Annotated in this window: 16 protein-coding genes; 13 read left to right on the plus strand and 3 right to left on the minus strand. The window is 65.4% G+C overall.

Features of this window, described 5'->3' with window-relative positions:
- Positions 1 to 16: 16 nt before the first annotated feature.
- Positions 17 to 1,255, plus strand: a complete 1,239-nt coding sequence (locus GGC64_RS05595; RefSeq protein WP_192721432.1) for an acyl-CoA dehydrogenase family protein — start codon at positions 17 to 19, stop codon at positions 1,253 to 1,255.
- Positions 1,255 to 2,364, plus strand: coding sequence for an acyl-CoA dehydrogenase family protein (locus GGC64_RS05600; protein ID WP_192721433.1), 1,110 nt, complete (start codon positions 1,255 to 1,257; stop codon positions 2,362 to 2,364). The genes GGC64_RS05595 and GGC64_RS05600 overlap by 1 nt, the downstream gene beginning before the upstream one ends.
- Positions 2,365 to 2,433: 69 nt before the next feature.
- Here the strand turns inward: GGC64_RS05600 and GGC64_RS05605 are convergent, their stop codons facing one another.
- Positions 2,434 to 2,865, minus strand: a complete 432-nt coding sequence (locus tag GGC64_RS05605) for a YbaK/EbsC family protein (RefSeq protein WP_192722411.1) — start codon at positions 2,863 to 2,865, stop codon at positions 2,434 to 2,436.
- 51 nt (positions 2,866 to 2,916) lie between these two features.
- On the opposite strand from GGC64_RS05605, the gene GGC64_RS05610 reads away from it, so the two are divergent.
- From GGC64_RS05610 to GGC64_RS05625, 4 genes are all read left to right on the plus strand, one after another.
- Entirely contained in the window at positions 2,917 to 3,810 is an 894-nt protein-coding gene (locus GGC64_RS05610; protein ID WP_192721434.1) for a DMT family transporter, read from the plus strand.
- Between the two features lie 116 nt (positions 3,811 to 3,926).
- Entirely contained in the window at positions 3,927 to 4,793 is an 867-nt protein-coding gene (locus GGC64_RS05615) for an FAD binding domain-containing protein (RefSeq protein WP_192721435.1), read from the plus strand.
- Complete coding sequence (locus tag GGC64_RS05620; protein WP_192721436.1) at positions 4,786 to 5,265, plus strand: (2Fe-2S)-binding protein; 480 nt, start codon at positions 4,786 to 4,788, stop codon at positions 5,263 to 5,265. Before GGC64_RS05615 ends, GGC64_RS05620 begins: the two co-directional genes overlap by 8 nt.
- Positions 5,262 to 7,574 (plus strand): xanthine dehydrogenase family protein molybdopterin-binding subunit, encoded by a 2,313-nt coding sequence (locus tag GGC64_RS05625; protein ID WP_192721437.1) that lies wholly within the window; start codon positions 5,262 to 5,264, stop codon positions 7,572 to 7,574. Before GGC64_RS05620 ends, GGC64_RS05625 begins: the two co-directional genes overlap by 4 nt.
- 10 nt (positions 7,575 to 7,584) lie before the next feature.
- Here the strand turns inward: GGC64_RS05625 and GGC64_RS05630 are convergent, their stop codons facing one another.
- The gene (locus tag GGC64_RS05630; RefSeq protein WP_192721438.1) at positions 7,585 to 8,748 is read right to left on the minus strand and encodes an LLM class flavin-dependent oxidoreductase; all 1,164 of its coding nucleotides are present in this window, start codon (positions 8,746 to 8,748) and stop codon (positions 7,585 to 7,587) included.
- A 47-nt stretch (positions 8,749 to 8,795) separates the two neighbouring features.
- Here GGC64_RS05630 and GGC64_RS05635 point away from each other — a divergent pair, with 47 nt between their 5' ends.
- Positions 8,796 to 10,313 carry an NAD(P)/FAD-dependent oxidoreductase gene (locus GGC64_RS05635; protein ID WP_192721439.1) on the plus strand — a complete coding sequence of 506 codons (1,518 nt, stop codon included), beginning with the start codon at positions 8,796 to 8,798 and terminating at the stop codon, positions 10,311 to 10,313.
- A 185-nt stretch (positions 10,314 to 10,498) separates the two neighbouring features.
- A complete protein-coding gene (locus GGC64_RS05640; protein ID WP_192721440.1) occupies positions 10,499 to 11,923 on the plus strand; it encodes a PE-PPE domain-containing protein in 1,425 nt (474 codons plus the stop codon).
- 79 nt (positions 11,924 to 12,002) lie between these two features.
- Here GGC64_RS05640 and GGC64_RS05645 read toward each other — a convergent pair whose 3' ends face one another.
- Positions 12,003 to 13,676 carry a cellulase family glycosylhydrolase gene (locus tag GGC64_RS05645; protein ID WP_192721441.1) on the minus strand — a complete coding sequence of 558 codons (1,674 nt, stop codon included), beginning with the start codon at positions 13,674 to 13,676 and terminating at the stop codon, positions 12,003 to 12,005.
- Positions 13,677 to 14,069: 393 nt separating this feature from the next.
- Between GGC64_RS05645 and GGC64_RS05650 the strand changes: the two genes are divergently transcribed.
- The 5 genes from GGC64_RS05650 (at position 14,070) to GGC64_RS05670 (ending at position 18,621) form a co-directional block, all read left to right on the plus strand.
- Positions 14,070 to 14,663 carry a DUF4291 domain-containing protein gene (locus GGC64_RS05650; RefSeq protein WP_192721442.1) on the plus strand — a complete coding sequence of 198 codons (594 nt, stop codon included), beginning with the start codon at positions 14,070 to 14,072 and terminating at the stop codon, positions 14,661 to 14,663.
- A gap of 77 nt (positions 14,664 to 14,740) precedes the next feature.
- On the plus strand, positions 14,741 to 16,429 hold the full coding sequence (locus GGC64_RS05655; protein ID WP_192721443.1) for a sensor histidine kinase: 1,689 nt from the start codon (positions 14,741 to 14,743) through the stop codon (positions 16,427 to 16,429).
- Entirely contained in the window at positions 16,411 to 17,094 is a 684-nt protein-coding gene (locus GGC64_RS05660) for a response regulator (RefSeq protein WP_192721444.1), read from the plus strand. Before GGC64_RS05655 ends, GGC64_RS05660 begins: the two co-directional genes overlap by 19 nt.
- Positions 17,095 to 17,320: 226 nt before the next feature.
- On the plus strand, positions 17,321 to 17,995 hold the full coding sequence (locus GGC64_RS05665; protein ID WP_192721445.1) for a CDP-alcohol phosphatidyltransferase family protein: 675 nt from the start codon (positions 17,321 to 17,323) through the stop codon (positions 17,993 to 17,995).
- Complete coding sequence (locus tag GGC64_RS05670; RefSeq protein WP_192721446.1) at positions 17,992 to 18,621, plus strand: 1-acyl-sn-glycerol-3-phosphate acyltransferase; 630 nt, start codon at positions 17,992 to 17,994, stop codon at positions 18,619 to 18,621. The genes GGC64_RS05665 and GGC64_RS05670 overlap by 4 nt, the downstream gene beginning before the upstream one ends.
- Position 18,622 lies beyond the last annotated feature (1 nt).

The raw sequence follows: 18,622 nt of genomic DNA on the forward strand, positions 1-18,622 counted from the left end.
GGTTTACTGTGTCTGAATGGACTTGGCCTGGTCACCTGCCGACGTGGAGTTTCGCGACGAAGTACGCGCCTTCCTGGCTGAAAAGCTGACGCCCGAACTCCGGCAGGCCGGACGCCTGATGACCAGCGTGTACGCCGATCACGAGGCGAGCATGGAGTGGCAGCGGATCCTGCACGAGCGTGGCTGGGCGGCGCCGGCGTGGCCGGTTGAGCATGGTGGCTGCGACTGGAGCCTTACGCAGCACTACATCTTCAGCCGTGAGTCTCAGTTGGCCGGCGCGCCCTCGCTGTCGCCGATGGGTATCCGCATGGTCGCCCACGCGATCGTCAAGTTCGGCACCGACGCGCAGAAGGACTTCTTCCTGCCGCGGATCCTCACCGGCGAGGTGTTCTTCTGCCAGGGCTACTCCGAACCCGAGGCGGGCTCGGATCTAGCGGCGCTGACGATGGCCGCCGTCATCGATGAATCGGCCGGTGATCTCATATGCACCGGCAGCAAGATCTGGACGACACATGCCGGCGAAGCGAATTGGATGTTCGCCCTTGTTCGCACATCGAAGACACCGAAGAAACAGCAGGGCATCACGTTCGTGCTGATCGACATGAGCACGCCGGGCATTCAGATCCGTCCGCTGGTGATGACATCGGGTGAGGAGATTCAAAACCAGGTCTTCTTCGACGAGGTGCGGGTGCCGAAGGCCAACGTGCTCGGTCAGATCGACGACGGTTGGACCGTCGCGAAGTATCTGCTCGAGTTCGAAAGAGGTGGTGGTGCAGCGTCCCCCGCGCTGCAGGTGATGGCCGAGGAGATCGCCACCGTGGCCGCGGAGCAGCCCGCAACGGGCGGAGGCAGACTGCTCGACGATCCGGCGTTCGCGCGCAAGCTCGCCGATGCGCGGATCCGCACCGAAGTGCTCGAGATTCTCGAATACCGGGTGCTGGCCGCGCTCGCCGGAGGCGGTCACCCTGGACCAGGTGCGTCGATGCTCAAGGTGCTGGCGACGGAACTGAGCCAAGCGCTCACCGAACTGGCGATGGAGGCTGCCGGTCCGCGCGGACGGGTCTATCAACCGCACGCAACATGGCCGGGTGGGCCGGTGTCTGACTACGAGCCACCGCCAGACGGTTACGTCAGCGGCGAGGCGTGGCAGGCGGTGGCACCGCTTCGCTACTTCAACGACAGGGCCGGATCAATCTACGCCGGCAGCAACGAGATTCAGCGAAACATTCTCGCCAAAGCGGCTCTGGGGTTGTGATGGATTTCAATCTGAGCAAGGAACAGGAACTGCTGCGCGACGGGCTCGGCAGGTTCCTGTCGACCCGGTATGACCTCGAAAAGAGTCGCGCCGCAGCGAAAACCGGGGCTGGCTGGCAGCCCGACATCTGGCGCGGCTTCGCCGACGAACTCGGCATACTCGGCGCCGCACTTCCCGAAGACATCGGCGGAATCGGCGGCGGCCCAGTTGAAGTCATGGTCATCGCCGAGGCGCTCGGCCATGCGCTGGTGATCGAGCCCTACGTCGACACGGTGGTGGTATGCGGCGGCCTCCTGCGAAGGGCCGGCGATGCAGCGGCCACTGCGCTGCTGGAGAACGTGGTCGCGGGCACCGCGATCGTGGCGTTGGCTGCTGCTGAACCTGGCTCCGGTGAGCGTTGGCAGGAATTGTCGACGGTCGCCGAACGCGCCGGCGACGAATGGGTTCTGCGTGGCAGCAAGATTGTCGCGATGAACGCGCCGATCGCCACGCATCTGCTGGTCACCGCCCGCACGCCCGGTGGCTTGTCACTGTTCCTGGTCGAGGCCGACTGGTCGTCAATCGAGGCGCACCACTACCGAACCGTCGATGACCGGCGCGCCGCCGATCTGCAGTTCGACGGGGTGGCTGCGGTCCTGCTTGGCGAGGAAGGCCAGGCGTGGCCGTCGCTGGCGCAGGCACGAGACGAGGGCGCGGCAGCGGTTTGTGCTGAAGCCGTCGGCTGTATGCGAAAGGTGCTGGCCGACACCGTCGAATACAGCAAGCAGCGGCACCAGTTCGGCCAACCAATCGGCAGCTTCCAGGTGCTTCAGCACCGCATGGTCGACATGTTCATGGAAGTCGAGCAGGCCGTCGCCGCGGTGTATCTCGCGGTGCTCAACCTCGAAGCGGACCCTGACACGCGTGCGCGGGCGGTTTCGGCTGCCAAGGCAACGATCGGAAGGGCCGCCCGCTTCGTAGGTCAGCAGGCCGTGCAACTGCACGGCGGGATGGGCATGACCGAGGAGTTGGCGATCGGCCACTACTTCAAGCGGCTCACCGCTTTACAGTACGAATTCGGCTCGACCGACTACCACGTCGCCCGTTACGCGGAACTGACCCGAAACTAGCCGCCGAACGTGGGTTACCCGCACACTTTTCGCGCTTAAAGCGTGCGGGTAACCCACGTTCGCGCAGGGTCAGCGCACCGCCATCGCCTTGCCTTCGGTGAGCAACAGCAGCTGTTCGTACGTCATCGACATCACCGAATCCGCGGTGCCGGCCGCGGTCCAGATGACGGGGTACTGCACCAATGTCTCGTCGACGACCGTGCGCAGCCGGCTCGGGTGACCCGTGGGGGCCACGCCGCCGATGACCTGACCGGTCGCGTTGAGCACGAACTGCGGATCTGCCTTGCGTATCTCGGTAGCGCCGAGCGTGCGGGCCAGCAGGTCGGTGTCGACGCGGTGCGCACCACTGGCCATAACCAAGAGCGGTTCGCCGTCGCAGTCGAACACCAGGCTGTTGGCGATCGCGCCCACTTCGCATCCCAGCTGTGCGGCGGCCGCGACCGCGGTCTTCGCATCGGCGTCGAGGATCCTGACGTTCGGCTCGACACCCGCGGCGGTCATCGCGGCCGTCACCCGTGAAATTCGTTTGTCCACGTTTCGTAGGGTAGGGAGGTGACTTCGCGCGGATGGATCCTGTTCCTCGCGATGAGCATCATCTGGGGCATCCCCTACCTGATGATCAAGGTCGCCGTCGAAGGCGTGTCGGTTCCGGTACTGGTCCTCGCCCGTACGGCCGTCGGTGCCGCGGTGCTGCTGCCCATGGCGTTTTCACGGCAGACCCTGACGATCGTGCGCATCCACTGGAAGGCGCTGCTGGGGTTCGCGTTCTTCGAGATCATCGCCGCATGGTGGCTGCTCTCTGACGCCGAACGCCACCTGACCAGTTCGATGACGGGCCTGCTGATCGCTGCCTCACCGATCATCGCCGCGGTCCTCGACCGTCTCACCGGCGGTGAGCGGCTGGGCTACAAGCGCATCATCGGCCTCGGCATCGGGATCTGCGGCGTGGCGGTGCTGGCAGGTCCGCACATCGGCGGCAGCACCTGGCCGATCATCGAGGTGCTGATGGTGGCCACCTGCTACGCGATCGCGCCGCTGATCGCCGCCCGCTACCTCGCCGATGTACCGGCGTTACCGATGACCGCGGTGTGCCTTGGCTTCGCCGCGCTGGTGTATGCCGCGCCCGCCGCTGCCACCTGGCCTCACGAGATGCCGTCCACCCGTGTGCTTTTGGCCCTCGGCGGCCTTGCCATCATCTGCACCGCACTGGCGTTCATCGTGTTCTTCGCGCTCATCCGCGAGGTAGGCGCCGCACGTGCGCTCGTCTTCACCTACATCAACCCGGCCGTCGCGCTGGCCGCCGGCGTCCTCGTCTTGCACGAGCCGCTGACGGCGTGGAACATTGCCGCGTTGGCCCTGATCATGACGGGTTGCGTCTTTGCCACCCGGCGACACCCGGAACAGGAACCCGACATCGTTACCGAGGCGACGGCCGCACCGCGGTAAACCGGCGTCGCATTCCGCAAACTTGCCCGACCTCGGTATGGGATGCTGGGCGCGGGCAAGAATTGAGTTTGGTCGGGGGACCCTATGCAGACCTTCGCTCGTGGCCGGGCACACCCGTGAAGCCAGCCCCTTTCGACTACCACTGCCCCGGCGAACTCTCCGAGGCGATCTCGATACTGCAGCAGTACGGCGATGAGGCCAAGGTGCTAGCTGGGGGACAAAGCTTGATTCCCCTTCTGTCGCTGCGTCTTTCGCGATTCGACCAGCTGGTGGATCTGCAAGCGATCGAGGACCTGCGCGGGATCACAACTGTCGATGACTCGATACGCGTGGGAGCCATGACACCCCAGGCCGCCATCGCGCGCAACGGGGACGCCGCCGCCGTCCCCTTACTGGCGAAGGCGACGTCGCACATCGGGCACTACCAGATCCGCAACCGCGGCACCCTGGGCGGCTCACTCGCACATGCCGACCCCGCCGCCGAGTATCCCGCCGTAGCGGCGGCCCTCGACGCGTCGCTCGAGATCGCCGGGCCAAACGGCACTCGCCAGGTCTCCGCAGCCGACTTCTTCATGTCGACGTGGGTAACCGCCATGGAACCCGAAGAGGTGCTGGTGGCGGCCCACTTTCCGGTGTGGTCCGGCACCACCGGGTGGGCGGTCGACGAGGTCGCCCGCCGCGCAGGTGACTTCGCCATGTGCGGCGCCGTCTGCGGAGTCCAACTCGACGGCGACCGGTTGAACCGGGTGGCGCTGGCTCTGTTCGGAGTCGGCAGCGTTCCGGTGCGAGCCCGCGCCATCGAAGCGACGCTCACCGGCGCCGCAGTGGAGGATCTCGACCTGCCGGACATCGGGGCGCAGGTCGCGGCGACACTCGATCCGCCCGGCGATCTTCACGCGACGGGCGAACAACGTAGGAGCATGGCCAAAATGCTTGTGCCACGGGTACTTTTGGCCGCAATCGACGAGGCGAAACATGCGTGAAGTTGCACTGACACTGACGGTCAACGGTGAACGAATCGCGCGCTCCGTTGAGGCGCGGCGCACGCTTGCGGACTTCTTGCGCGACGATCTGAGTCTGACCGGCACACATCTGGGCTGCGAACACGGCGTCTGCGGCGCGTGCACCGTGTTGTTCAACGGCGACGCGGTGCGTTCCTGCCTGATGTTCGCCGCACAGGCCAACGACGCCGAAGTCACCACGATCGAAGGCCTTTCCGACCCAGCGGGAGGTCTCACGCCAATCCAAGCGGCATTCCAAGCCGAACACGGCCTCCAATGCGGCTACTGCACACCAGGTTTCGTGGTTTCGGCCCATGCGTTCCTCGCCGAGCATCCGAATCCGTCTGACGAGGAGATCCGCGAGGCAATGTCTGGAAACCTGTGCCGCTGCACGGGATATCAGGGCATCGTCGCCGCGGTGAAGCGCGCAGCGAACAACGGGAGTTCGTCATGACCGCCGGGCGATTCATGGGACAGGCTGTTGCACGCTCGGAAGATCCGCGCTTGCTGGCAGGACGCGGCCGCTACATCGCCGACGTCGTGGTCCCCGGCGCCTCCGACGCGGCCTTCCTTCGTAGTGAGGTCGCCCGTGGCCGCATCGTCAGTCTCGACGTCGAGGCTGCCAGGTCGGCGCCAGGGGTCCGCGCTGTGTACACCGCCGCCGACCTCAACCCTTTGGTGCACGAGACCGCGGTGGCCGGGCTGCCGGAGGGACCGTTCCCGCCGAAGTACTGCCTCGCCGAAAACGACGTCCGCTTTGTGGGTGACCCGATCGCAATCGTGATCGCCGAAAATCGCTACCTCGCAGAGGACGCCGTCGAGCTGATCGACATCGACATCGAGCCGCAGGAGCCGGTGCTCGACGTCGACGCGGCGCGCAACGGCAACGGCGCATTGGTTCATCCGGAGATCGGCACCAACACTCCCCAGGTCATTCCGTTGTTCGGTGACCCAGATCTAGCGCAAGCGTTCGCCGACGCAGCGCACATGGTCAAAGACACCATCGTCATGCATCGCTACGTGCAAGCACCGATGGAGTGCCGTGGCATCATCGCGGACTGCGACCCGTACAGCGATGAGCTGACCGTGTGGAGCGGCACTCAAAGCGTGTACGGGGTACAGAGCATGATCGCCGGTCTGCTCGGCATCGGCACCAATCAAATACGGGTGGTGCAACCGGACGTCGGCGGCGGGTTCGGTCAGAAGATGGCGATCATGCGCGACGAGTGGGCAGTGGTACTGGCCGCCAAGCTGCTCGGCCGCCCAGTGCGCTGGATCGAGGACCGCCGCGAGAACCTGACCGCGGCAGCGCACGCCCGCGACGAGCGAATGGATCTCTCGATAGCAGTGGACAGCGACGGCAACATCACCGCTATCCAAGGCGAATACATCGAGAACATCGGGGCCTACCAGACGATGGGGTCCAGCGGCATGGGCGCCTTTATCGCCCCGTTCCTCACGAATGCGTACAAGATTCCGAAGATCGGCTTCGCCAGCCAGACCGTGTACACCAACACCTGCGGCAAGGCCCCGTACCGCGGCCCCTTCCTGATGTATGCGGTGGGCATCGAGCAGTTGATGGACACCGCGGCCCGCCAACTCGGTGTCGATCCGCTTGAACTGCGCCGCCGCAACGTGATTCGGGCCGACGATCTGCCCTACACGTTGCCCAGCATGTTGTGCTTCGAATCGATCACCCCGGCCGAGACACTCGAGCAGGCGGCGTCGATGATCGACTACGACGGCTTCCGGGCCGAGCAGCAGGCCGCCCTGGAACAGGGCCGCTACCTCGGCATCGGAATCAGCCTGTGCGTGGAGCCATCGGGAATCGCAGTCGGCTCGATGGCTACCGAGGCGGCGGAAATCCGCATGGACTACACCGGCAAGGTGACGGCGGCGGTTGGCAGCTCGAGCACCGGGATGAGTGTCGTGACGACCATGAAGCAGGTGGTCGCCGAACACCTGGGTTGCGCCCCGGAGGACGTCAACGTCATCCAGGGTGACACGGCAGCCACCCCGTGGGGAGCGGGAACCGGCGGCAGTCGCAGCGCGGTCCTCATCGGCAACGCGGTCGCCGCGGCCAGCACCGAACTCCGGACGAAATTGCTCGAGATCGCCGCGGACGCCCTGGAGGCGTCCGTCGAGGACCTCGAGATCGACAACAGCCGGGTGTTCGTCCGCGGCACGGCCACCAAGGGAATGAGCTTCGCCGACGTCGGCCAAATGGCGTACCACAATCCGGACATGCTCGGACCCGGCACGACGCCAGGACTCGAGGCGTCGCACCGCTTCAAAGCGCCGCCATTCACGTTTTCCAACGCATGCCACATCTGCACATGTGAGGTCGACGTCGACACGGGCCGGGTGAGCATCCTGCGCTACGTCGTCAGCGAGGACTGCGGACGCATGATCAATCCAAAGGTGGTCGAGGGCCAGGTCTTCGGCGGTGTGGTCCAGGGAATTGGCGGGGTGCTCTACGAGCACATGGTCTACGACGACGACGGCAATCCGCTTACCAGCACCTTCGTCGACTACCTACTGCCGACCGCGTGCGAGGTGCCGACGATCGAGGTCGGCCATATCGAGTCCCCTGCCCCAAACCCGTTGGGAGTCAAGGGAATGGGAGAAGGTGGCGCGATCGCGTCGCCCGCCGCGGTCATCAACGCCGTCGCCGACGCTCTGGCGCCGCTCGGCGTACGAATCTCCGGCTCGCCGCTAGGTCCCAGACAGATCCTCGACATGATCGCAGCGGCCGGCCGCTGACCGTCGAGACTCACTTGGCGTCGATCTCGTCCTGATACTTCTTCGTCATGTGGTCGATCGCCTGAAGCTGCGTCTGGGCCAGGTCGTCACGCACGTCGCTGGCTCGCGTCGCCGCGTCCAGCGTCGGCTGCGCCTGCCCCTGAAAGTGCGGTATCACCTCGGCGGCGAACAGCTCGGCGGACCGCTTCGTCGCCGCCGGGTTCGCCCACTCATGACCCATCTGCAGGAAGCAGCCGAACCCTCCTGACTGATCCCACAGCCGCTGCACCTGCGCGCGCGCCTGTTCGGGCGTACCGATGACGCCGGCTCCCGCGGCGTTGATGATGTCGACCATCTCGTCGACCTGATCTCCAGGCATGGTCATCTGTGGGAACGCGGCGACCTTCTGGAAGTACCGAAACCAGGGCCCGATTCCGAACCGCACATCGGCGCGGGCCTGCTCCTCCGTCTCGGCGATGTGCATCGGCCCGACCAACGTCCAATTGTTGCGGTCGACCCGCGTACCGAACACGCCCGCTCGCTCTTCCACGATCCCCCAGTGAAATGCGAGCGCATCGAAGCCGTCGACCACGAGCGTCGCGCCGATCGACAGCAGGCCGATGCCGTGCTTACCTGCCAGTCGCGCGCCTGTCGGCGAGGCCACCGCCGCCACGGCAAGCGGAATGCCGCCGTCGGAATACGGCGCGAGTTGCAGTCGCGCGTCGATCAATTCGTGCGTTGGGGTTTTCGCCGAAACGGTCTCCCCCGCCAGCAGCCGCACCACGATGTCGAGGTTGGTCTCCAGCAGCTCGCGCGTATCGGTCGGCGTCAAACCGATCATTGCGCTGTCGCTGGGCAGCGAGCCCGGCCCCATCCCGCCGATGATGCGGCCATGGGTGAGGTGGTCGAGCAGCATCAACCGGTCGGCCACCCAGAGCGGGTTGTGGTACGCGAGCGAGATGACCCCGGTGCCGAATCGGATCCGCTTCGCCCGTTCGGCTGCTGCGGCGATGAAGATCTCGGGCGAGCTGATGATCTCGCTGCCTGCCGAATGGTGTTCGCCGTACCAGACCTCGTCGAAGCCGACCGCGTCGAGATGCTCGGCGAATTCGAGGTCGCGCTGCAATGCCAACGTCGGGTTGGTGCCCGCGCGGTGGAACGGTGCGATGAAGTATCCGAACCTCAACCTGGCCATTACTCACTTTCGCACGGCGTCGTCACTTCATGTGCGACAGTTCGCCGATGGCGGCAAGCGTCGCGGTGATCGGTGCCGGACCCGGCGGGTTGGTGGCGGCGCGCTGGCTGCTGTCCAAGGGCTTCGCGCCGACGGTCTTCGAGCAGGCGCCGATGCTTGGCGGCCAGTGGACCGGGCTGGACGGCCGCAGCGGCGTGTGGCCGACCATGCACACCAACACCAGCCGAATCCTGACGGCGTTCAGCGATCTCGACCACGGCAGCGACGTCGTCTACCCGTCAGCCAGGGACGTCCTCGCCTATCTGCATCGCTATGCCGAGACGTTCGATCTTGTCTCGCGCATCCGGTTCGGCACTCACGTCGAGCTTCTCAGTCGAGGCGACGCCACCTGGCTGGTGCACCATTCGGGCGCGACCGAGGACTTCGATCGTGTGGTCGTGGCTACCGGTAGATTCCAATCCCCTTCTCTCCCAACAATTCCCGGACTTGACACGTTCACCGGCCCGGCCGGTGTGAGTTCCACATACCACTACCGCGGGCCCGCGCTCTTCCGCGGGCAACGAGTGTTGGTGGCAGGCGGCGCGATCAGCGCCATGGAAATCGCCAGCGAGCTCGCCCAACTCGGCGCGGCGCGCGTCGTCGTCACTCAGCGTCGTCAGCGATACGTGCTGCCGAAATTCGCAGCGGGCGTCCCTTCCGATCATCGGATGTTCACGTGGTACAACGCCGTCGCGAGCGAATACCTCCCCGCAGCGGAGATCGACCGGCAACTGAAAGAGATCGTCGTCGAGGCGGGCGGAAGTCCCGAGCAGTACGGGGCGCCCGCGCCTGCCCCGTCCCTCTTCGCCGCAGGCGTCACCCTGTCCCAGCACTATCTCCCCCTCGTCGCCGAGGGTTTGATCACCGTACGGCCGTGGCTGACCAAAGTTGCCGGCGACGTCGTGACTTTCGCCGATGGGACCGCCGAGGAGTTCGACGGCATCGTGTTCGGCACCGGGTTCGACCTGCACCTGCCGTTTCTGGACGAGCGCACCCGCGCGGTCCTCGACCTCGACACGGTGCATCTGGACGCCGACCGCTTCACGTTTCATCCCGACTTGCCGGGGCTGGCCTTCGTCGGCATGTGGGAGCAGTCCGGCGGATACTTCGTCCCGCTCGAGTTGCAGGCACGCTGGATCGCGTACACGTGGGCCAACACAATTGCTGCGCCGAGTGCGGACCGCCAGCGGACAGCCATCGACGCGTATCGGTCGCGGCGCGGCATGCCACAGAAGACGCGGATGAACCTGGTGGCACTGGCCTTCGCGCGAGCGGCAGGCGTCGACCCCAGTCCAGACAGGTGGCCGCAGCTGCGCCGCGCCCTGCTCTTCGGCCCCCTGGCGCCGAGCTGCTTTCGGCTCGAGGGTCCGGATGCGCTGCCGGAAGCCCCTGTCCGGTTCGCTCGCGACGCCGCCGCGTTCGGCGCGGTCACGTCGAACGACCTGACCGAGCGCGAGCAGCGCTACTGGTCGCTGCTGCAGAGCGCTGTGGTGGACAAGCTAACTTCCCAAGATCGTTCCAGCTAAGGGCGACGATCGAACATTTCGCGGCGAATTTTCCGCCAATTCCCATGGCTGTGCGCTAGCGTTCGAGCCGGGTCGGGATTTCAGGCGACCGTGAGGGGGCCTTCGTGGCAAAGCATCGCCATTCCAAGAATCGTCCAGCGTTCTCGTCGAACCGGACGGCGCGACGCCGACGGAGGACACCCTCGGTGATCTACCTCGGAACGATGGCGGCAGCGGTGTCGACGACGCTCGTGTTCGGTCATGCGACCAACTACACGGCAGACATCCCCCAGGTGGACCTGACAGCTGCCACCATCGGCATCGGCGGGCGCGGCGACCCCGACTCGGTCAACATCCCGAACAAACTCCAGGGCAACGTGCTCCCGCCGACGTTCAGCTACATTCCGATCCACTATCCGGCGGGCTTCGACATCGACAACAGCACGAATGCCGGAGTTCCGGTGCTGGCCGACGCGATCACCGACAACTCCGGTCAGTTCCTGATGGTGGTCGGCTACTCGGAGGGCACCGTCGTCGCGGAGAAGGTGCGACGCAATCTTGATCCGTCTGACCCCGGCGCGCCGCCGCTGAACCCGACCAACGATCCGACGAAGCCGGGGTTGCTCTGGGTGATGATCGCGTCACCGAATGTCCCAAACGGCGGCATCTTCAGCCGGTTCCCTGGGTTGAACATCCCATTCTTCGTCTCGTCGAACGGGGCCGCGGCACCGTCGGAATACAACACCACATACGTGACGGACGAGTATGACCCGTACGCCGATTTCCCTGCGTACTTCAACCCGCTGTCCCTCGCCAACAGCCTTGTCGCGGTCATGTACGTCCACCCTGACCAGTACTACGACAGCGTCGACTACGACCCGCTGACCAACACGACGAACGATCCGAACGTCTTGATAAAGCCCGTGACGCACATGGTGAACGGTCATCCGGTGACGGACACGTATGTGTTCGTCAAGGCCGAGCACCTGCCCCTGTTCGCACCCGTGCGGCAGATCGCGGGCATTCTGCAATTGACGCCACTCACCGAACCGGCGCTGGGCGCCGTCGAGCCGCTGGTGCGGTTGCTCGTGGACATGGGCTACACCGATCGGGCGAACCTGAATCCCGAGAAGCCCGTTCAGTTCTCGTTGATCACACCGCCAGGAAAGGTGCTCGAAACCGTTGCCGGCGTCCCCGGCGCGATCGGGCAGGGCGTGACCAACCTCGTCACCGGTGTCGAGTCGATCCCCGGTTCGTTGCCCTCGCCGTTGTCGACGACGAACTCGCCGTCGATCGCCGCGAAGTCGGAGCCCGGGGAGCAGAAGGCTCCACCTGCCGACGATCCGCCGCAGGGGCAACAGCTCTCCGAGGCGGCAACGACCACGACCGAACCGCCGGTCGCCACCCCGGACACCTCTGGACCGACGCTCAGCGCGGTCACCGGAGACGGCAACAAGGTCACGCCGGATACCACCACCAAGACCACGACGGCCAAGAAGAACCCGTTGACGCAGATCGCCGATTCGATCAAGGGGTTCTTCAGTCCGAAGAAGCCGACGACCACACCGAGTTCGAGCGACCCGAAACCGGCCGACTCGAGCTCGCAAGGTTCAACGAGTAACGCCGCCTAGGTTTTACGCGTTGAGCGCGGTTTCGCCGATGATGTGATGCGCACGCAGATCCGCGATCTCGTCGTCGACATTGAAATTTTCACTTTCCGCCGAGTGACCCAAGGAGACCGCTGAGCAGGGCCAGTATGGCCACGAGCGGATTGCCGGCCGGTGGCGTGGTTGTCGGCGGTGTCGTCGTCGTGGTGACAGGAGGCGTCGTCGTCACCGGCGTTGTCGTGGTCGGGATCGTGGTGGTGGTTGTCGTTGTCGTGGTGGATGTCGGCGTCGTGCCCGGGCCGTGGCCGTCGGCCCAGATGATCTTCGCGCCGGCAAGCGGGCTCCAGGTGATCTTGCCGTACTGGAATTCCGTCGTGGTACCTGTTGGGCCGCCGCTTTCGTCGCTGATGGCCAAGCCCAACTCCGGTACCCACACCTTCGCGGTGTGACCTGCCGCGGAATGCGCACCCGTCGCCTGCGAATACCACACCCGCAGCCCAGTCGACTTGTTGAAGTCCTGCCAGCCGTTGGCGAACGGCCCGATCGGGCTGAGCAGATACGAACCCGCCTTGAACGCAACGGGATTGGGTGAACTGATGAATCCGCTCGTAGTCTGGAAGACGGTGCTGACCGTGCGCACCTGGCCCCAGACTCCGTCGGTGGTCTTGTACACCGGAGACAGCACAGTGCCCAGTGCGGAGTCGGTAACCGTCGAGAACTGCTGATATTCGGCCGATTTCGCAATGGCGCCCGATGCGCCGGCCTTCACCGTCTGCTGAGCGGTCTTGGGCGTCCAGTCAGTCCGGAAGATGCCGAATGTCGACTGGGCGCTGGTGCTGCCCGTCTGACGATCTCGTGTGGTGTAGATGAACATCGGGCCCGTGTAGGGCATCTCCTGCCACTTCAACAGGATGTCGGCGATGTAATCGTTCTCTTTGGTCTCACCGCCGCTGGACGCGGGCTGGCCGTATTCGGTTGCCCAGATCTTCTTGTTGGCATCGCCGTTGGCGATCATGACCTGCCGCATGTCCATCAGCTGCTGCAGCGGTGAATTCGCCTTGCCGACGCCGCCGGAGAAGTTGAGCGTGTACAGGTAGGGGTGGAACGACATTGCGTCGAAGTACGGTTTAGCGCCTGCGGCGTACATCTGGGTCAGGTACGCGACGGGGTTGATGGTGACCGACCCGAAGCTTTGAATGGCACCGAGCCCCGCGCTCACCACGACGACCGACGGATCGACCGCTTTGACCTTTGGATAGGCGGCCTTGAGCAGCTCGGTGTAGGCCGCCGGGTCGGGCGTCGGCGTCCAGAACGTCACCGAGTTGGGTTCATTCCATATCTCGACGGCCGCGATCTTTCCCGCATAGCGCTGCACGAATTTCGCGACGAAGTCGGCATAGGCGGCCGGCGACGCGGGACGTGAACTGAGGTACTGCCCTCCCGACACCACGGCCCACCGTGGCGTCGAGTTGACCATGCCGACGACGGCGATGTTTCGGGCCGCGGCCGAGTTCACCGTCTTGTCGATGCTGGTCCAGTCCAACGTTCCCTGCGTGGCTTCGACTGCCGCCCAGGGGATCAGCAACCGCACGGCGGAGACGTTGGTCGCCTTGATCATGTCCATCGTCTTGTCGACGCCCGCCTGGTCTTGCCCCCAGACGTCCGAATCGGCAATGCCGGTGGTTGTCGGCGCCGGGTTGATGGTGGCCGCCATCTCCACGAAAACATCGCGCGGACGGTTGTGTACGAGGTCCTTGCTGATCGTTGTCGTGCACACCAAGCCGACCAGTACCGCTATTGCGGTGGTAATCAGTGCTCGGCGATACCCCCGGCGTCTTCTTAGGCCCACGGTCCACCCTTGAGGTCGGTCCGCGCGAAGCGGAGGTCAAATCCACCTACCTTTGCTCGATCATGATCTTGACCGACAAAGTGGCGCATGCGACGGATGTGGTCGGTGTGTCGTGTGTGCTGACATTGCCTACGCAAAGACTTGCACCCCGACGGAGGACCCCGGCAAGCAGCGCTGACCTGGATTTACCCATGCGCCGTTCACCGGCCAGAACGGCATTTTGCGGCCGGCGCCTTTTGCAACCTATGCGGGACGGAGCAGCGGTGGCGCCGCATTTCATCGCAGCAATCGCAGTTCACCGGCCTAACGTGGTACTGCACTATGGGCGAATTCGACATCCGAGCGGACTACGACAGCGAGACCATCGTTGTCTACCAGGCGTACCGGCCTGCGATCGCCAAGGCGGCGGTGGCGGCCCAGCGGTTCGTTGCTCCGTACAGCCTCAGCAGGATGACGTGGATCAAGCCGTCCTTTCGGTGGCTGATGCACCGCAGCGGCTGGGCGAGCAAACCCGGCCAGGAACACGCCCTTGCTGTGCGCATCACGCGCGCCGGTTGGGAGGAGGCGCTGTCGCAGGCGGTGCTGACGACTCCCGACCCCAGGGTGTACGGCAGCCATGAGCAGTGGCGGGATGCTTTTGCTCACGCGGTCGTTCGCGTGCAGTGGGATCCCGAGTACTCGGTGCGCGACGAGAAACTGGACCATCGCAGCATCCAAGTGGGTCTGTCACGCGACATCATCGGCCGCTACGTCAACGACTGGACTGTCGAGATCCGCGATCTGACCTCGTTGGCGCACAAGATATCTGAATGCTTGCGTCGCGGAGACGTCGAGGGAGCGCAGGCGCTGTTGCCGCCGGAAAAGGCGTATCCGCTCGATGGTGAGCTGGCGAGGCTGATCGGGGCGTCGCCCTAAAGGCGTCGGTGCCATGGCAAGTGTTCGGGCTTCGGAGTTTTGCTCATTATGCTCAGCCGGACGCGTACTCTCTGCCCATGGCGCGAAAGCTGCACATAGACGTGCGGCTCGCTACCCAGGTGCTGTTGCTGCAAGTGGCCGTGGTGACGCTCACGCTGGGCATCGCGGGCGGGCTGCTGGCCTTCATGAGCCACCAGCGACTCGCTGCCCAATACGAGGACCGTTCCCTGGACATGGCGCGTGCCATCGCGTTCGCCCCCGCGGTCCGCGTCGACGTCGCGCGCTATGAGAATGCACTGTTGACACCAAGCCCCGAGCTCACCGACCAGTTGGCGAGCGGGCAGTTGCAGCAATTGGCCACCGAAATCCAGCAGCGCACCAGCGTGTTGTTCGTGGTGATCACCAACAATCAGGGCATCCGGCTGTCGCATCCCAATCGCGATGAACTCGGTAAACACGTCAGCACCGATCCCTCCCAGGCGCTGGCCGGCCACGAGGTCGTGACGAGGGAATCCGGCCCGCTCGGGAGATCGGTTGGCGCGAAAGTACCTGTGTACGCGCCGGATTCGAACCGGGTCATCGGCGAGGTCAGTGTCGGCATCTCCACCGCCGCTGTTCATCAGCAGTTGTGGGCTGACGTCCGGACGGCGTCGGCTCTGGTGGGCTTGGCATTGCTCATCGGTGTCGTGGGCTCCGTGTTCCTCGCCAGGCGGTGGCGAGGCCTGACGATGGGGTTGCAGCCCTCCGAGATGGCCGAGTTGATACGCGGTCAGTCGGCAGTTCTGCACGGCATCGACGAGGGTGTGCTCGCCGTCGACACCCATTGGAAGACAACTTTCGTCAACGAGAAGGCCTGCCGCCTACTGGACGTCAGCAGCGAGGTGGGCAGGCCGGTGGAAGAAGTCGGTCTGACGCCAAGGGTGCTCGAGGTGTTTCGTTCGGCCGATCCGACGCCGACGATTGCGACCGTCGGCGATCGCATTGTGGTGGTCTCGGCGCGACGTGTGGCGCGTGAAGGCCGCGATCTGGGAACGGTGTTGGTGGTGCGCGATCGCACCGACGTCGAATCGCTGACCCGCCAACTCGACGCCGTGCAGCTGATGAGCACAGTGCTACGCGCCCAACGCCACGAATTCGCCAATCGGCTGCACCTGATCAACGGTCTGCTCCACGGTGGCCATACCGAGGAGGCCGCTTCCTACGTGGAGGAGTTGTTGGGGTCGGGCCCGCTGGGATCGGCGGTGCCTGGCATCGAAAACGTCCGCGATGCCTTCCTGCAGGCGTTCCTGGCGGCGAAGGCTGCTTCGGCCCGCGAAGCCGGGGTGACGCTGACCCTCGGCGAGAACACCTGGGTGCCAGGTCGGCTCGCGCTGCCCGTCGACGTGACAACCGTGCTGGGCAATCTGGTCGACAATGCCATCGACGCTGCCAGAACAGGTGCCAGCCAGGCCAAGGTGGTGGAAGTCGAACTGCTGCAGGATGGTTCGACGCTACACATCACGGTCGCCGACACCGGAGACGGTGTCGCCCCCGATTTCGTCGAGCACGTGTTCACCGAAGGCGCGTCGACGAAGCCGGAATCCGGGATACCCGGCGGCCGTGGCATCGGGATGGCGTTGGCTCGACAGATCAGCCGCGCGCTGAGTGGCGATATCCGGCTGTCCAGCCCGGGCAACCCGGACGCTCAGCTGTGCGGCGCAGAATTCATCGCCCGATTGCCGGGCGTCATGGCGAAGGAGGAAGCCCAATGGGTGGCTCAGAACTGACCGTGCTCGTCGTCGACGACGACTTCCGAGTCGCCAACATGCACGCGGGTATCGTCAACGCGTTACCGGGCTTCACGGTCACGACGACGGCGACCACACTCGCCGCCGCCCAGAAGGCCGACCCTGTCGATCTGGCCCTGGTCGACGTCTACCTGCCCGATGGGTCAGGAATTGACTTTGTTCGCGACTTGCGTTGCGACAGCATGGTTTTGAGCGCAGCGACCGACGCCCCGACGATTCGGGCCGCGATCGCGGCAGGAGCATTGAGCTACCTCGTCAAGCCGTTCGCGCCCACCGATCTCGTCGCACGGTTGTCGGGCTATACGCGCTACCGCAAAATTCTGTCGGGCACCAATCTTGGTGGAGCCGAGGTGGATTCGGCACTGGATGCCCTGCGCCCCCGCATCGCTCCTGCCCAGTCCCCGACCGCCGTGGCCTCCCCCACCAAGCAGTTGGTGCTGGACTCGCTGCGCGCGGCAGGCCAGCCGATGTCATCGGCTGAGCTCTCCGCCGAGATCGGCGTATCGCGGGCCACTGCGCAACGGTATTTGTCGACACTGGCCAATTCGGGCGAGGTCAAGATCCAGCTGCGGTACGGCACGACCGGACGGCCCGAACAGGAATTCGTCGCCGTGGACAAGCCGCCCAGCCGTCCGCAGCGCTGAACGTCACGATCTGATCGCGGCCGCCGCAACCCGTCACGGCTGCCAACTACTTCGGCACCAGGCAAACGACTCGAACAGTTTTACCTGGTCTATTCATCCTTATAGCTAACCCGGGTCGGGGCCTGAATCCGACCTTCAAGGATCTGCCAAGGATCCACCAAGCCCTCGGCCGCAATCTTTTCGTGACCGGCCCCACAGGCCGAAACGACAACGAAAGGAACGACCAATGCTCGGCCTGTACGCACTGAAGCCCTGGTACACCAGGCGACTGACACCCGTTCTCAATGCCGCGGTCGCGCACAACGTGTCCCCTGACGTCTTCACCGCCGCAGGCGTCGTCGCTGCCGGCGCCGCCGGAGTGACCATCGCGTTGGGCTGGTGGCCGCTGGCCGCACTGTTTCTCGCGCTGCGACTGGCCGGCGCCAACCTCGACGGCGCTGTCGCTCGGGCCCGTGGCGTGAGCCGGCCGTGGGGGTTCGTGGTCAACGAGATCGGCGACCGCGCCTCGGACCTGCTGACCTTCGCAGGCCTGGCGGTCTTCGCGGCGCGCCTGCACGGCCCCGGCTTCCACTGGCTGTCCTGGACGGTGATTCAGGTATTCGCCGCCGCGCTGGCCGCGACGCTGCCCACCTTCGCCTCGCTGGCCGCGGCGGCCGCGGGAGCGACCCGCCGCAACGGCGGCCCGTTGGGCAAGACCGAACGCTGCTTGCTCACCGTGCTGGCCACCGCGATTCCGTTCATCATGCCGGTGCTCTTGATGCAGATGGTCAACGGTTCGATCCTTACCACGGTGCTGCGGCTGCGCGCCGCCCGCCGCGAGCTGGCACAGAAGCGCGAGCAGGAGCAGGCCGACCTGATCGACCTCCCGACCCGCCCGATCTTGACGGCGGTGGCAGCATGACCGCGATCTCCTACGTGCTGCGGCACTGGATGTGGCGCCTTGCGAGCGCGGTATCTGGCGGGCTGACCGTGACCGGCAAGTGGCGCGGCTCCGGCGGCTGCATCGTGGTGGCCAACCACTCGTCGCATGCCGACACCGCGGTCCTGCTGGCCGCCCTTCCGCCCAAGGCCAAGCCGGTGTTCGGCGCCGCCGCTGACTACTGGTTCGACGTGCGTGTGCGCCGGTTCATCGCGACCTCGCTCGCCGGCGTCCTTCCGGTTCGGCGCAACGCTGAGGGCTCCTACGCGGCGCTCCTCGCCGCGGCCCGCCCCGCGCTGAAGGCCGGACGCACCATCGTCCTCTACCCCGAGGGCACCCGTTCGACCGACGGCACCATCGGCGAGTTCCGTTCGGGTGCACTGCGGTTGGCGCGCGAATGCGGTGTGCCGATCGTGCCGGTCGCAGTGACGGGCACGGCCGACGTGCTGCCCAAGGGCGGCCGCTGGTCCCCCGCCCCGATGCAGGTCCGCATCGGCGAGCCGATCGATCCCAACAGCACCTCGGCATCGGAGCTGCGGAGCGCGGTACTGGCGCTGCGGGACAACCTGCAACCGGAGGTTGTCAACCGCTACGCGCTGGCGGCGTGAC

The organism is Mycobacterium sp. OAS707, from assembly GCF_014873705.1.
Taxonomy (GTDB): domain Bacteria; phylum Actinomycetota; class Actinomycetes; order Mycobacteriales; family Mycobacteriaceae; genus Mycobacterium.